General features: G+C 58.9%; 14 protein-coding genes. 8 read left to right on the plus strand and 6 right to left on the minus strand.

Annotation, left to right across the window (positions count from 1 at the left end):
- The first annotated feature begins 104 nt into the window (after nt 1-104).
- The gene (locus A15D_RS06015; protein WP_233192113.1) at nt 105-992 is read left to right on the plus strand and encodes a fructosamine kinase family protein; all 888 of its coding nucleotides are present in this window, start codon (nt 105-107) and stop codon (nt 990-992) included.
- Nucleotides 989-2,095, plus strand: coding sequence for a 4-phosphoerythronate dehydrogenase (locus tag A15D_RS06020; protein ID WP_102791195.1), 1,107 nt, complete (start codon nt 989-991; stop codon nt 2,093-2,095). The genes A15D_RS06015 and A15D_RS06020 overlap by 4 nt, the downstream gene beginning before the upstream one ends.
- On the opposite strand, the gene A15D_RS06025 is transcribed toward A15D_RS06020, so the two are convergent.
- Nucleotides 2,067-2,246, minus strand: a complete 180-nt coding sequence (locus A15D_RS06025) for a PA1571 family protein (protein ID WP_102791196.1) — start codon at nt 2,244-2,246, stop codon at nt 2,067-2,069. The two genes, A15D_RS06020 and A15D_RS06025, sit on opposite strands and share 29 nt — an antisense overlap.
- 90 nt (nt 2,247-2,336) lie before the next feature.
- On the opposite strand from A15D_RS06025, the gene A15D_RS06030 reads away from it, so the two are divergent.
- A complete protein-coding gene (locus A15D_RS06030; protein WP_102791245.1) occupies nt 2,337-3,494 on the plus strand; it encodes an ATP-NAD kinase family protein in 1,158 nt (385 codons plus the stop codon).
- On the opposite strand, the gene A15D_RS06035 is transcribed toward A15D_RS06030, so the two are convergent.
- From A15D_RS06035 to htpX, 3 genes are all read right to left on the minus strand, one after another.
- Nucleotides 3,485-4,639, minus strand: coding sequence for a DUF1501 domain-containing protein (locus A15D_RS06035; RefSeq protein ID WP_102791197.1), 1,155 nt, complete (start codon nt 4,637-4,639; stop codon nt 3,485-3,487). The two genes, A15D_RS06030 and A15D_RS06035, sit on opposite strands and share 10 nt — an antisense overlap.
- A 4-nt stretch (nt 4,640-4,643) precedes the next feature.
- On the minus strand, nt 4,644-6,047 hold the full coding sequence (locus A15D_RS06040) for a DUF1800 family protein (protein ID WP_102791198.1): 1,404 nt from the start codon (nt 6,045-6,047) through the stop codon (nt 4,644-4,646).
- Nucleotides 6,048-6,144: 97 nt separating this feature from the next.
- Nucleotides 6,145-7,044 (minus strand): protease HtpX, encoded by a 900-nt coding sequence (gene htpX / locus A15D_RS06045; RefSeq protein ID WP_102791199.1) that lies wholly within the window; start codon nt 7,042-7,044, stop codon nt 6,145-6,147.
- A gap of 114 nt (nt 7,045-7,158) precedes the next feature.
- Here htpX and A15D_RS06050 point away from each other — a divergent pair, with 114 nt between their 5' ends.
- Entirely contained in the window at nt 7,159-8,091 is a 933-nt protein-coding gene (locus A15D_RS06050; RefSeq protein WP_102791200.1) for a class I SAM-dependent methyltransferase, read from the plus strand.
- Nucleotides 8,092-8,170: 79 nt separating this feature from the next.
- On the opposite strand, the gene A15D_RS06055 is transcribed toward A15D_RS06050, so the two are convergent.
- Nucleotides 8,171-8,677 (minus strand): hypothetical protein, encoded by a 507-nt coding sequence (locus tag A15D_RS06055; RefSeq protein WP_022984315.1) that lies wholly within the window; start codon nt 8,675-8,677, stop codon nt 8,171-8,173.
- A 45-nt stretch (nt 8,678-8,722) separates the two neighbouring features.
- A complete protein-coding gene (locus A15D_RS06060) occupies nt 8,723-9,952 on the minus strand; it encodes a pyridoxal phosphate-dependent aminotransferase (protein WP_022984316.1) in 1,230 nt (409 codons plus the stop codon).
- A 128-nt stretch (nt 9,953-10,080) separates the two neighbouring features.
- Here A15D_RS06060 and A15D_RS06065 point away from each other — a divergent pair, with 128 nt between their 5' ends.
- The 4 genes from A15D_RS06065 (at nt 10,081) to hyi (ending at nt 14,591) form a co-directional block, all read left to right on the plus strand.
- A complete protein-coding gene (locus A15D_RS06065) occupies nt 10,081-10,749 on the plus strand; it encodes a DNA-3-methyladenine glycosylase I (RefSeq protein ID WP_102791201.1) in 669 nt (222 codons plus the stop codon).
- Nucleotides 10,750-10,879: 130 nt separating this feature from the next.
- Nucleotides 10,880-12,739, plus strand: a complete 1,860-nt coding sequence (locus tag A15D_RS06070) for a cytochrome c/FTR1 family iron permease (protein WP_233192116.1) — start codon at nt 10,880-10,882, stop codon at nt 12,737-12,739.
- A gap of 167 nt (nt 12,740-12,906) precedes the next feature.
- Entirely contained in the window at nt 12,907-13,812 is a 906-nt protein-coding gene (locus A15D_RS06075; RefSeq protein ID WP_102791203.1) for an NAD(P)-dependent oxidoreductase, read from the plus strand.
- A complete protein-coding gene (gene hyi, locus A15D_RS06080) occupies nt 13,812-14,591 on the plus strand; it encodes a hydroxypyruvate isomerase (protein WP_102791204.1) in 780 nt (259 codons plus the stop codon). The genes A15D_RS06075 and hyi overlap by 1 nt, the downstream gene beginning before the upstream one ends.

Here is a 14,591-nt window from a genome sequence, read left to right on the forward strand (position 1 = left end):
TGCCGATAGTTGTAATCAGAAGAATGGCTTAAATCAAGGACGAACGTCGGTCATTATTGGCCTTCAGGCACTTTTCAGTGGCTTCTATTGTCAAGGAGAGCCTCGTGTTTGATACGAAAATGCCATTATTTGCGGGCAGCTTGCTGGAAAAAGCCCTGAAAGAGCGCTTTTTTGATAAGAAATGGCGGTTCTGGCCCGCGTCAGGTGGTGATACCGCGTTAAGCGGTGTTCTTCAGAGTGAGCAGCGACGCCTGTTTGCCAAGTTCCATCCTGAAGGCTCCTTGTTGCAGGCTGAGGCCTGCGGATTGACCCAGCTGGGGAGGTGGGTGGATGTTCCTGACGTTATCGCCTGTGTGGAGGTTGAAGCGGGGGCCGTGCTGTTGCTGAGTTTCCGGCAACTGCGATCACTGGAAGGACAGGTGCAATGGCATCAGGCCGGTGAGCATTTGGCGAATCTGCATGCCTGCCGAAGTGAGTGGTACGGTGCGATGCAGGACAACTATGTCGGAGGGAGCGCGCAGTCCAATGCTTCCATGGCCTGCTGGCCTGACTTTTTTCGTGAACAGAGACTTGCCCCTCAATTAACGCGGGCTCGTCGGCGCGGACTCGATGGCATGGCGACACGCTACGTGGAGCAAGTCATGGGCCAGCTCGAACACTGGCTACCGGCTGCGCCTGCCGCCAGCTTGCTGCATGGTGACCTCTGGCAGGGGAACCTGGCCTGGGGGGAGCGGGGGCCGGTGTTCTTCGATCCAGCCTGTTATTATGGCGACCCTCAGGTGGATCTCGCGATGCTAAACCTGTTTGGGCGTGCCCCTGCCGCGTTTTATCACGGGTATCAGGGTAGGTTGCCAGATACGAAGCAGCAGCGTCCCTGGCCAGTCTATGACCTTTATCACTGGCTTAATCATTTCAATCTGTTTGGCGACAGCTATGCCGGTCAGGTGCGGCGCACCGCATTGGGTCTGCTGGATGCCTCTGGAGACACATGAAGATCATTGCTGATGCCAATATGCCTGGCCTTGAGGCCTTTGAGGCTCTGGGGCAGGTAGAGCGCCACGAGGGCCGCCGTTTACAGCGCGAACAACTGTTGGATGCAAAGGTGCTGCTGGTGCGTTCTGTTACCCATGTGGACCACGCATTGTTGGCCGGTACCCCGGTGCGGTTTGTCGGCTCGGCTACCATCGGTACGGATCACATTGATCAGCGCTGGCTGGCGTCTCAGGGGATTGCCTTTGCCCACGCTCCCGGTTGTAACGCCCGGGCGGTGGCAGAATATGTGCTTCAGGCTGTCTTGCTGTTGTGCCAGCAGCGTCAGTGCAGTCCGGTAGGCCTCACTGCGGGCGTTGTGGGTATGGGTAACGTTGGTGCGCGAGTCGCGGACTGGCTGACCGCCCTGGGCATGCGGGTGCGTGTCTGCGACCCCCCGTTGCAGCGCCAAGGGGTAGCGGGGCTGGAAGCGATAGATGCACTGCTGGACTGCGACGTGCTGACACTGCATGTTCCGCTGACCGAGGAGGGCGAGGACGCCACTCATCACCTGTTGGACAGTGCAAGGCTGGCGGCGCTGGGGGCAGACCAGATGCTGATCAACACCTGCCGGGGACCGGTGATTGATAATCAGGCACTACTGGGCTTGCTGGCGACAGGAAAAGGGCCGTTGACGATTCTGGATGTCTGGGAAAGTGAACCGGTTGTGCCCGAGGCGCTGTATCAACAGGTGGCATTTGGATCACCGCATATTGCGGGCTACAGTCTGGAAGGCAAGTTGAAGGGCACAGAGATGCTCCACGATGCCTTGTGTGACTGGCTGAAAACGGCGCGGGCCCCGGCGAGCCGGGAAAAAGCCAAACCGGTACTGGAGCAGTCTGTCAGCTGTGAGAGTGATGTGCTGGCGTTGCTGCACGGAGCCTACATGATCGAAGCGGATCACAAGCGGTTGGGTGAGAGCCTTCGGGAGTCGGATCCGGCAGCGGCCTTCGACCGGTTACGCAAACATTATCCCGTCCGCCACGAATTGCATCATTGGCAACATGAGGGCAGGGTGGCCGCCCAGTGGCAGCCGATCATGGCGCGCTTGTTTGCGTCTTCTTGAGGTTGTCGGTGGCGGGATAGTGGCCGAGATGCTCAAGGCTCTTGCAGGCCTGCTGGATCATGGTTTCAGTGATGGGCACTTCGTAGCCGTCCTCATCAATGATAGCGGCGCCGTTGAAGGTGCCTTCGGGGTGTTGGCTGTGCAGGTTCATGGCTGAGCCCCTGGTGCAGATTGACTTTAAATGTATACCCGGCAGCATGCTGCCAGCAACGCCATTTTTCTATCGGGATATGACCCTTTTATGAAGGTAGAGCAAGGTCTTTGTCTGGGAGTACTGGTAAACCCCTATGCCGGACTGGGTGGCAGTGTTGCCCTGAAAGGGAGTGATGGCATAGCGACCCGTGAGGAAGCGCTGCGCCGGGGCGCGATTGCCCAGGCGCCAGCCCGCATGGCGAGGGCCTTGTTAGCGTTGCAGGGGGTAAAAGGACTGCGTGTGGTGACCTGGGCAGATGACATGGGTGAGCGCAGCTGCCAGGACGCCGGAATCGACTGTGAGGTTGTTGGTCAGTCGGGGATGCCAAGCTCACCGGAGGATACCCGCAACGCGGCGATGGCCCTGGAGCAGGCGGGAGCAGAGCTGATCTTGTTCGCCGGCGGTGATGGCACCGCACGGGACCTGGTGGATGCGATAGGCGAGCGTTTACCGGTACTGGGTGTCCCTGCTGGCTGCAAGATGCATTCGGCGGTGTATGCCATCAATCCGGAGGCCGCGGGGGCGCTGCTGGCCGAGCTGGCAGCCGGAGAGCTGGTGGCTCTGCAGGCGGCAGAAGTGCGCGATATCGATGAAGAGGCCTTCCGTGAGGGGGTGGTTCGCGCCCGTCATTATGGCGAATTACAGGTGCCTGCTGAGGCAAGGTATTTGCAGCAGGTCAAATGCGGGGGGCGTGAAGTGGAAGACCTGGTGGTGACCGAGGCTGCCGCTTGGGTGGCCGATTCACTTGAGGATGATACCTGGTACCTGATGGGATCGGGGTCTACGGTGGCAGTGGTCATGGAGCAGCTGGGGCTGGAGAACACCTTGCTGGGTGTGGATGCCGTTTATAACCATCAGGTCGTCAAGGCGGATGCAAGTGCCAGTGAATTGATTGCCTTGATCGGAGACCAGCCTGCCAAAGCGGTCATCACCGTGATTGGCGGGCAGGGCCACCTGTTCGGGCGGGGGAATCAACAGTTCACCCCGGCGCTGATCCGCCGTCTTGGCAAGGACAATTTCCAGATTCTGGCCACACGGACCAAACTGAAGACGCTGGACGGGCGACCGCTGGTGGTCGACACAGGCGATGCCCGGCTGGACAAGGCATTGTGCGGTTTGTGGCCAGTGACAACCGGTTACGAAGATCTGATCCTTTATCGGGTCGGTACGGATGCCACCCTTGAGGGAGAGCCTCCTCAGGAGTGAATCAGCTCCGGCATGGGAGCCACCTTGCCGCTGCCCGGGAAAACCCCGTTATCCAGTGTCTTTCTGTCCAGTTTGAGGTGTTGCGCCAGTACCCCCTTGAAAACCCCCCTCAGGTCGTTGGCCGGCAGCAGGTCACGATCATCCTGAAGTGCGGCCAGACCGGGCCATTTACCATGCATTTTGCCGCCATTGATGGCGCCTCCTGCAAGCATTACCGCACTGCCGGTGCCATGATCGGTTCCCTGGGTGCCGTTGATTGCGACCGTGCGGCCAAATTCGGTGGTCACAATAATGGCTGTGTGCTTCCAGCTGGCCCCCAGACTTTTTTTGACCGCTTTGATTCCGTTGTCGAGTTGGCGAAGCTTGTTTTTCAGCACGGCATTCTGATTGGCGTGGGTATCCCAGCCGTTATCCTGAACCATGGCAATATTCGGTCCATCCTGGCGCGAGAGAAATCGCCCGGCGGCTTCCATGACCACGGGAAGCTGATTGATATTTTTTCCTTCGTTCGGTGCGATTTGCTGCGCGTTGAGCGCCTTCTCGTAGGCATCCGACAGCATCGGATCAGCCTGGTAGGCGTCCGCCAGCAGGCTGGCAAGCTCTTCCGGGGAAGATTTGCCGGGTGTGGGTGACCAGGTCATGAACGGGGCCTCGCCGCGGGCTATTAATGGTACTGAGCTGCTGATGGCAAGACCCCGGCTGTCTTCGAGGGCGGCGACGGCACGGTTTAACCAGCCGGTATCCAACCCGGTGGGGCTGTCGGTGCCATTTTCCAGGCAGTCCTGTGCATCGAAATGGGAGCGGCCGTGATAGGGAAGAGCGCAGGCATGAACAGCGGCGAACTCCTTGTCACGGTATAACGAATGGCAAAAAGCCAGAGAGGGGTGAAGCGCAAAAGTGTCGTCCAGTTGCAGCGGGCTGTCTTCACGACGGGATGGGGGGCCGAGGTCAAGGCTGCCGCGACGCGATGAGAACTGACTGTCGCCATAGGGCGGAATAGCTGAAAGCCCATCCAGTGCCCCTCGAAGTACCACAACAACCAGTCTGGGGGCCTGTGTCTGATGCGCTTTTGTCAGAGCTACGCCAGGCCACAGGGTCAGGCTGGCGGTCCCGGCGAGGAGGGAAAGAAACTGTCGGCGCTCCATTATCCTATCTCCACTGAAATTCCGGGCTCGCCAGCACAAGTGCAGTTGCCTGGCGGCGATTGCTGGCTTCGCTGATCGCCACTGCAGTGGCATCTCCCAGGCTCGGCCCGAGGGTGTCTCTGGCCAGTTCCATGGCGTCACGTTCACGGGGCAAGCGAGAGCTGTAACGTTGAGCGATGAACAGCCGCTTCCAGATCGCATCAGCACCGATCCATTGGCTGGCAGTATCTGGCCAACCCGCGGGCGATCCGGGCCGAAAGGCGTCCTGTCCCATCAGGTGCATTTCCCTCCGCCAGCGCCCCGTTTGTTTGGCAATAGGGCGGGTATCCAGACCTCGGTGAATGGCGATCAGGTACTCGTCGGGTCGGCGGAACTTTCGGGTATCGGTCTGCCAGGCCAGATCGGATTTGAAGAGCGCCTGATAGACCGCCTTGAGGTCTCCATCGCTCTTCTGATAGATCCTCGACAGGGTGTGGACCAGTTCTGCTGGTGGAGTATCACTGACAAAGTGCCGACACAGCTTTTCACTGATAAAACGCCCGGTATTGGGGTCTTTCGCGAGTCGTGCGAGCATCGCTTCACCTTGTGCTACTCCTTTCTGGGCAAAATGTTCACCGAGGAACTGGCGCGCGCCAGGCTCGTGGTAACCGATGGCAAAACGGCTGCCATGGGTGCCCATGGGGGTGCCTTTGCGTGCGGCGATCCATGGACGCCATCCGGTGATGCCTTGTGCGAGCGCAATGATATCGTCTTGATCGTATCCGCCATCGCTGCTGAGGGTGTGGAGCTCGAGGATTTCCCGTGCCAAATTTTCGTTGATATCGTTCTTTCGTCCCCCGGCTTTCTGCCGGGCACGCCGCATGGCAACCGGGGAGTCAGGCCCGGTGGATTGCTGGTTGTCCAGATAAAGAAGCATGGCGGGATGTTGCTCCGCCGCAATCAGCAGGGATCCAAAGTCAGCCAGCATACCTTCTCGCAAGACCTCCCTTTCCAGGGTGCCGGCCATGAGTTGAAGGGGGCGTTTTTCATTGGAGAGGGCAAAGTGATTGCTCCAGAACATCACTAACCGTTCCGCAACGGGGTTCTGGGTATCGCACTGCAGGGTGGCTCGCAGGTTGATTTCTGCAAGCATGTTGTCACGAAACCGTTCACCGAATTTTAGCGGCTGATCTGCCATGTCGTTGCTATCGCCAGCGGATTTAACCTGTTCCCGCCATTCGACCATCTGTTTTTGGTAGTCAAGGCTACTGGGCAATGCTGCAAGAGCATCGCTGGGCAGGGGGGGCGTTTCAAGCTGGGCAAGCACCCAGTCCCTGGGAGCATGGGCGATGTCTTTCAGCTCACCCGGTCGGGCGCCAAGACCAAACCGGTTGGCTGCAATCAGGGCAAGATCCAGTTGCCGTGACATCCTTTACTCCTGTGGGGACGCTGCAGATTTGGAGTGTTGACCCATGGTGAGGGTTCCCGAAAAAGAAAAAAGCCCGGTGGAGCCGGGCTTTCGTTTGTCAGACGTGGCGTCGCTCCTGCAGCGCGCGAATCCGGTCGTCCAGCGGTGGGTGGGACGAAAACATGGCCTTCAGGCCCTGCTTGAATCCGGAATTGATGCCGAAGGCCACCAGGGTGTCGGGCATCTGGTTTGGTACCTCGGATTCGGCTTTCAGTCGCTGAAGCGCAGCGATCATGCTGTTTCGGTCCGCCAGTTCAGCACCCGCCTCATCGGCGCGGTACTCTCGGAAACGGGAGAACCACATGACAATGGCGCTGGCAGCAATACCAAAGATAATTTCTGCGATGAATACCACGATGTAGTAACCGAAGCCCAGCCCGCCGGAGCCATCATCGCGGCGCAGGAAGCTGTCCACGACCGACCCGACCACACGGGCGGCAAAGATCACGAAGGTGTTGACCACCCCCTGGATCAGACTCAGGGTAACCATGTCGCCGTTGGCCACGTGCCCAATCTCGTGCGCCAGTACGGCGCGGACTTCTTCGGGGCGGAAACGGTGCATCAGCCCCTGGGATACCGCCACCAGGGCGTCATTGCGGTTCCAGCCGGTGGCAAAGGCATTGGATTGCTGGGCAGGGAAGATGCCAACCTCCGGCATTTTGATTCCGGCCTTGTCGGAAAGCTCCTTCACGGTATCCAGTAACCAGCGCTCTGCCTGGTTGTCGGGCTGCTCGATGATCTTGACCCGTGCGGACCATTTGGCCATGGGCTTGGAGATAAACAGCGAAATCAGGGAGCCGGCAAAACCGAACACGGCACTGAAGATCAGCAAACTGCCCAGGTCCAGCCCGCCGCCGCTCTGCGCGAAATACGTGTTCACCCCGAGCAGGCTCAGGGTAATGCTGGCGACTACGATCACCGCCAGGTTGGTCAGCAGATAAAGCGCAATGCGCATCATCGTCGTGGTTCTCCGTCAATGTAGGGGGGTAAAACTCTCAATGGGGGCGGGGCGTCCTGATACAAGGTATGCGATACTTCGCACCCCCTGTTTATGCGACTGAAATGACCCCCAATGCCTGTCTCTCTCTCTGACCTGCTTGTTTCATATCTGGTTCCATCGTCCCAGCCGAAAATCCGTTATTTCCATGGCCGCGGGAAAACCGTACCAGAACTGGAATGGCTGACGGTGGATTGCTTTGCCCCGGTGCTGGTGGCTACCGTGTTTCGGGAGCAGGACGAGACGTTTCTTGGCGAACTGCGAGATATGCTGCGAACGGTGATGGTCTCTCTGGCGTGCACATCCGTTGTGATACAGCACCGCTACGATGGCAAGGCCGACAACGAGCTCGTCTGTGGTGAATTGCCCGAGCTGCCAGTGGCAGAAGAAGATGGCCTGCGCTACAAGCTGGATTTTCAGCGTGGCCAGAATCTGGGTTTTTTTGCCGACATGGCCGAAGGGCGTCGCTGGATTCGGGGGCGGGCAGAAGGCAAGAAAGTACTGAACCTGTTTAGCTTTACCTGCAGTTTCTCTGTGGCGGCCTTGGCGGGTGGGGCCGAGTCGGTGGTCAATATCGACCTCTCAGATGCGGCTCTGACGCTGGGCAAGCAGAACCACGCGCTCAATGGGTTCCAGGATGCCAGAGTGCATTACCTGCCACACAACATCTTCCGTAGCTGGAAAAAGCTTCACAGCCTGGGCCGCTACGACATTATCGTGATCGACCCGCCCAGCGCCCAGAAGGGTAGCTTCATGGTGGAGAAGGACTATCCGAAAGTCCTTCGTAAGCTGCACAAATTGCTGGCCCATGATGCCGAGATTCTGGCGTGTGTGAATGCGCCCTGGCTCGATTATGCCTGGTTGGAGAACTGCGTTGCAGAGAATCTGCCTGGCGCTGAGCGCATTGCACGGCTACCCGGCACGGCAGGATTCGACGAAGCCGAAGAGCCGGCACTGAAAACCTTGCATTATCGCTATCGTCGGCCGGTGGAGCTGGATCAAGCCTGATCTGCGTTGGGTGAAGGTCAAGCACGGTAAAATACCCAGTTTCGAAGCAAGCTGGCTATAGCAATCTTCGCGATTCGTGCTAAAGCAGGGAGGGTGCGTCGGCCGGTAAGTTGGGTATCAGATCACTGAATTCTTCTGCCTGTACCGGGCTTGGTTGTCTTGACAGCAGGTAACGAACGACCGCAGTGGTGCGCACTGAATCCTGGCTGCGTATTGCCCGCAGGAATTGTTCGGCCAGGGTGGCGCGCTCATGCTGCACGGTGGCAGGCAGTTGCGGGTCGGTAGAGTCAAAACGCAGCTCACTCAGCGCGGTGAGCAGCACAAAAGCCTTGTTGGTCAACACCGCCTGCTCAAGCCCCTCTTCAAAGATGGTGGCTTGATAGCGCAGGTAACCTTCCTCCGCCAGCCACAGCATCGCCCCAAGGCAGGCCATATGCCGGGCGCTGTGCAGGCCCACATCATCGACTTCCGTCGGGCCGATGACATCTTCCACATACAGCGCGCCGGGGCGAGGGAAGGTCATGTAGGCCTGCATCAGTATGCGGGCCACATCATGGCTGAAATCGTCGATGTGCAGATGAGACATAAAGGCAGCTAACAGTTAACAGTGAATAGTTAACAGCGATAAACGCTATTTTTTTCGTACCCGATCCAGATACCGGGCAATGCGCCCGATGGAATCTTCGAGATCATCCACTCGTGGCAGGAATACCACGCGGAAGTGATCGGGATCCGGCCAGTTGAAGGCGGTGCCTTGCACGATCAGCACTTTCTCTTCGCGAAGCAGATCCAGTGCGAAGGCTTCATCGTCCTGGAACGGGAAGACTTTCGGGTCCAGTTTCGGGAACAGGTACAAAGCGGATTTTGGTTTCACGCAGCTGACCCCGGGGATAGATTCCAGCATGTCCCAGGCCAGATCCCGTTGGCGACCGAGTCTGCCGGTGGGCAGTACCAAATCATTGATGCTCTGGTAACCCCCGAGGGCCGTCTGGATGGCGTGCTGGCTGGGGACGTTGGCACACAGCCGCATGCTGGCCAGCATATCCAGGCCTTCGATATAGCTTTCGGCGCGGTGTTTGGCGCCGGAAATGACCATCCAGCCGGCACGAAAGCCCGCAGCACGGTAATTCTTGGACAACCCATTGAAGGTGATGAACAGCAGGTCATCGGCCATGGAAGCAATGGAGGTGTGTTCTTCACCGTCGTACAGGATCTTGTCGTAGATCTCGTCGGCGAACACGATCAGGTTGTTTTCGCGGGCAATCTGCAGCAGTTCCTGCAGCATGGCCGGCTCGTAGTTGGCCCCGGTCGGGTTGTTGGGGTTGATGATGACCAGAGCCTTGGTGTTCTTGTTTACCTTGGCACGAATATCTTCCAGAGACGGTTGCCAGTCCTGTTGCTCGTCGCACAGGTAGTGCACCGGGGTGCCGCCGGACAGACGGACAGAGGCCGTCCACAGTGGGTAGTCAGGGGCGGGCAGCAGAACCTCGTCACCGCTGTTCAGGAGTGCCTGCATGGCCATGACGATCAGTTCGGAGACCCCATTGCCGATGATCACATCATCAACGGTAACCCCTTCGATGCCCTTGGTCTGGGTGTATTGCATGACGGCTTTGCGCGCCGGGAACAGGCCTTTGGAATGGCAGTAGCCAGTGGACTCGGGCAGGTTGCTGATCACGTCCTGAAGCAGCTCTTCGGGGGCTTCGAAACCGAACGGGGCAGGGTTGCCGATGTTCAGTTTGATCACACGGTGCCCTTCGTCTTCAAGGCGATGCGCTTCACGCAGCACCGGGCCGCGGATGTCATAACATACGCCTTTGAGCTTGTCGGATTTGTTGACGTGATAACTGTCGATGGTCATGCCGGTCCTGTTTGTCTGTGTCGGCGTTGGTCGGCCGTGAAATAAGAAGCGCCCAGGGTTCTGTTGCGCAAGGGATCAATTCTACAATGTCGCTTCGCCAAGCACCAAAACGAAATACGGAGAAGAGCGTGACCCCATTCAAGGATTTGCTGGCCCTGGCCGTTAACCGTAAAGGCAGCCTGAAGGCGGTGCAAAGCCAGCTCCCTGAGGTAGCTGATCAGGCCACTCTGCGTAGCCGTGATGACGCCTGGTATTTGTCTGCCATGACCCGACGGGTGTTCCGCGCCGGGCTCAAACATTCTCTGGTCGATAATAAATGGCCCGCATTTGAAGAGGCCTTTTTTGGGTTTGACCCCGAAAAACTGGTGCTTATGCCCGACCCCATGCTGGACGAGCGCATGCAGGATACGCGGTTGATCCGGCACTGGGGCAAGATGAAAGCGATCCGCCACAATGCCCAGTTCGTCATCGATCTGGCCCAGGAATATGGCAGCGTAGGGGAGTGGTTGGCGGTCTGGCCCACGGATGACACGGTAGGCATGTGGCAGTTGCTCAAAAAGCGCGGCAAGCAACTGGGCGGCAATTCCGGAGCGGCCTTTCTGCGCATGGTCGGGCGGGATACCTGGTACCCCACCGACGATGTGGTGGCGGTGCTGAAAGCCCATAACATTCTCGATAAGGCGCCGGCCAGTCAGCGAGATCAGCGGGCGGCTCAGGCGGCCTTCAATATCTGGCAGGCAGAAAGTGGCTGGCCCCAGGCTCACATCAGCAAGGTGCTGGCGTTTACGGTGGGTTGATGCCCCGCAGGCGCGTCTTGATGCGGGCGGGTGCTTTAATGATAATGACTCGCCTTTCTAACTGTGAATCAGGTTCAATATGACCCATACACACTCCCCGGGGCGCCTTTTCCTCGTCCTGGCCGCTTTAGTGTCACTGTCACTCCCTGCCTTTGCCTCAAACCAGACCGCGCTTGTCCAGCTGGTCGAGTACGTTGGGGCCGATTACATCAATGCCGTTGTCGATGGCCAGGTGGTCAGCGAAGAAGAATATGCCGAAATGGCGGAGTTCACCGAGCTGCTGGCAGAGGGGGTAGCGACGCTTCCGGATGCTGATGGCAAAGCCGCGCTTCAGCAGCAGGCGGATGCTCTGCAGCAGGCGGTGACGGACAAGGCTGCTGAGCCGCAGATCAAGGCGCTGGCGCAATCTATCCGTGGCACCCTGGTGTCGGTCTACGGTATCCCCGTATCCCCTAAAGCCGCGCCGGACCTCGCCCGCGCGGCAACACTGTATCAGACGCACTGCGCGGCCTGTCATGGGGCGCAGGGCAAGGGCGATGGCCCTGCGGGTGCCGCCCTTGAGCCTGCCCCCACGGACTTCACCGAGGTCGCCCGTTATAACGGCCGCTCGTTACTGGGTCTGCACACCACCATCACCCAGGGGGTGGAAGGGACCGGTATGGCGGCCTACGGCGACGCGCTTGGCGACGACGATCGTTGGGCGCTGGCGTTTTACGTGGGCAGCAAGGCGGTGACTGAGTCGGTGGCTTCTGAGGGGCGTGCGGCGTTCAACAACGTGCCGGGGATGAAGGCGTCGCTGAATCTGGACACCCTGGTGGCGCAGGCGCCGGAGGATGTGCTCAAGGCGCAGGGCGAGAAAGCCTATGCCGCGCTGGGTTATTTGCGCAGCGAGCCGTCTGCGTTGTTCAACAAGAACCGCTTTATCGCCCTGAGCCATGACAAGCTTGCCGCGGCGGACAAGGCTTATACGGCGGGGGACCAGGCTGGTGCCAAAGCCGCAGCCCTGTCCGCTTATCTGGATGGCTTCGAAATGATTGAGCAGCAGCTGGCGGCGGTCGATGCTGCTCTGATGCGACGTGCAGAAGGCCAGTTTATGGCCGTACGTGAAGCCATCGACCGCGAGCGTGATGCCAGTGAGGTCAGTGAAAAAGTGTCCGCTGCCCAGCAAGGACTGGCGCAAGCGGCTGAGGCCTTGTCCGGCGATGGGTTGAGTCCGGCGGCGACCCTGTCGGCCAGTTTCTTTATCCTGTTCCGGGAAGGGCTGGAAGCCTTGCTGGTAGTGGTAGCCTTGCTCACCTTTACCCGTAAGGCCAATGCCGTACGGGCGACCCGTTATATTCATCTGGGTTGGATGCTGGCCCTGGTGGCCGGGGGTGTGACCTGGTACGTGGCCAATACGTTGATTACTTTCAGCGGTGCCTCGCGTGAACTGACGGAAGGGCTGGCGGGCGTCGTGGCCGCCTTTATCCTGTTCTATGTCGGTTTCTGGATGCACAGCAACAGTCATAGCCAGAAATGGCTGGGCTATATCCGCGACAAGGTGGACTCGGCGCTGGGTAGCGGCACGGTCTGGGTACTGGCGTTTGTCTCGTTTATTTCTGTGTACCGGGAAATTTTCGAGACGATCCTGTTTTACCAGGCGCTTTGGAGCCAGGTGACGTCTGTCACGCAGCCCTACCTTTTCTACGGTATTGCGGCTGCCGTCGTGGCGTTGGCCGTGGTCTGCCTGCTGTTCTTCCGCATCGGCATGAAGTTGCCGCTGAGCCTGTTCTTCCGGGTGACCAGTATTGTGCTGCTGGTGCTGTCGGTGATTCTGCTGGGCAACGGGATTGCAGCCCTTCAGGAAGCGGGCTTGATCAGCGCCTTCTATCTGGGTGTGCCCACCATAGAGTGGTTGGGCATTTATCCGACGGTGCAAGGGGTGGCCGCACAGGCCGTCGCCATCCTGCTGGCACTTGTGCTGTGGTGGAGAAGCCGCACGACAGGCTGACGGCGGATAAGGGCTCCATAAGGAGCCCTTTTTATGACTGTCGCACAGAGGTGCGCACAGATGTCCGAGTTTTCACCGTGGCCTTGATCAGCAATAATCCTGTCTCTTGCGGGTGAGTCCCACCCTGTCTTACAACGTCGTGTGCGACATTCAGACGCCTTTACCCTATGACACTACCGCATATCAGTTTTCTTGGAATCGGTCTGATGGGGACGCCCATGGTCTCCCGGCTTCTGGCTGCCGGTTTCCCCATGACGATCTGGAACCGCAGCCGTGATAAAGCGCAACCGTTTCAGGATCGCGCGCGGGTGGCAGACAGCCCCGCCGACGCCGTGGCTGACGCAGATGTGATTATCACCATGCTGGAGAATGGTTCAGTAGTCGATCAGGTGCTGTATCACAGTGGCGCCATTGCCGGCCTGCGTCAGGGAGCGCTGGTGGTCGATATGAGTTCGGTGGAGCCGGGTACGGCTCGACGGCATGCGGCACGGGTGGAAGAGCAGGGTGGCCAGTATCTGGATGCACCGGTGTCCGGGGGCACCCGCGGTGCAGAAGCGGGTACCCTTTCCATCATGGCGGGGGGCGCGGATGAGGCGTTCGTACAGGCGGCTGACATCTTTCACCCCATGGGAAAGGTGACCCACATTGGTCCGGTGGGCAGTGGCCAGCTCGCCAAACTGGCCAATCAGGCCATTGTCGGGATTACCATTGGGGCGGTGTCCGAAGCCCTGCTGTTGGCTGCAAAAGGCGGTGCCAGACCGGACAAGGTGCGAGAGGCATTGATGGGCGGATTTGCGGGCAGCAAGATTCTCGAGCAACACGGCGAGCGGATGCTGCAGCGTAACTTTGAGCCTGGGGCTCCCGCCCGTATCCAGCTCAAGGATCTTCGCATGATCCTGGATGAAGCCCGTGCCGAAGGATTGAGCTTGCCTCTGACTCAGCGTGTATTCGAGGAATACCGCGCGCTGTTGGCCAGTGGGCACGGTGAAGTGGACCACAGTGGCCTGTTGCTGGAACTGGAGCGTCTCAATGGCGTCCGACTGGTTGAACCCGCCGCCGACAAGGATTCCTGATGCCCCGTTTCGCTGCCAACCTGAGCATGCTGTATACCGAGCTGCCGTTTCTGGATCGCTTTCAGGCTGCGGCCGAGGCGGGTTTCGGCGGTGTGGAATACCTGTTTCCGTACCCTTGGGACATTGCTGAACTGCAGGCAAGGTTGGCCGATCATGGTCTGAGCCAGGTGTTGTTTAACCTGCCACCGGGGGACTGGGAGCAGGGTGAGCGAGGCATCGCCTGCCTGCCCGATCGGGTGGAGGAGTTTCGTGAAGGGGTTTTTCAGGCGCTGGAGTATGCCCGCGGATTAGACTGCCTACAGATCAATTGTCTGGCGGGGCTGCGTCCGGACTCGCTTGCGCTGGAGATCGCCTTCGATACCCTGGTTGATAATCTGCGTTTTGCGGCGGACCTGCTGGCCGCAGACGGGCGAACCCTGATGGTCGAAGCCATCAATAGTCGGGTGGATATGCCCGGTTTTTTGCTGGACCGGTCTGCCACCGCGCTGGCGGCGATCGAAGCGGCCGGGCGAGACAACATTCGTTTGCAGTATGACATCTATCATATGCAGATCATGGAAGGTGATCTTTGCCGTTCCCTTTCCCGACTTTGTCCCCATATAGGACATATCCAGTTTGCGGATAATCCGGGGCGCCATGAACCCGGTACGGGAGAAATCCATTTCCAACAGGTATTTGCGCATATCGACAGCCTGGATTACCAGGGGTGGGTCAGTGCCGAATACCGGCCACAAACGGATACCAGCAGCAGTCTTGGCTGGTTTCATTCACTGAAGTAA

The organism is Alcanivorax sp. MD8A, from assembly GCF_002888555.1.
GTDB lineage: Bacteria > Pseudomonadota > Gammaproteobacteria > Pseudomonadales > Alcanivoracaceae > Alcanivorax.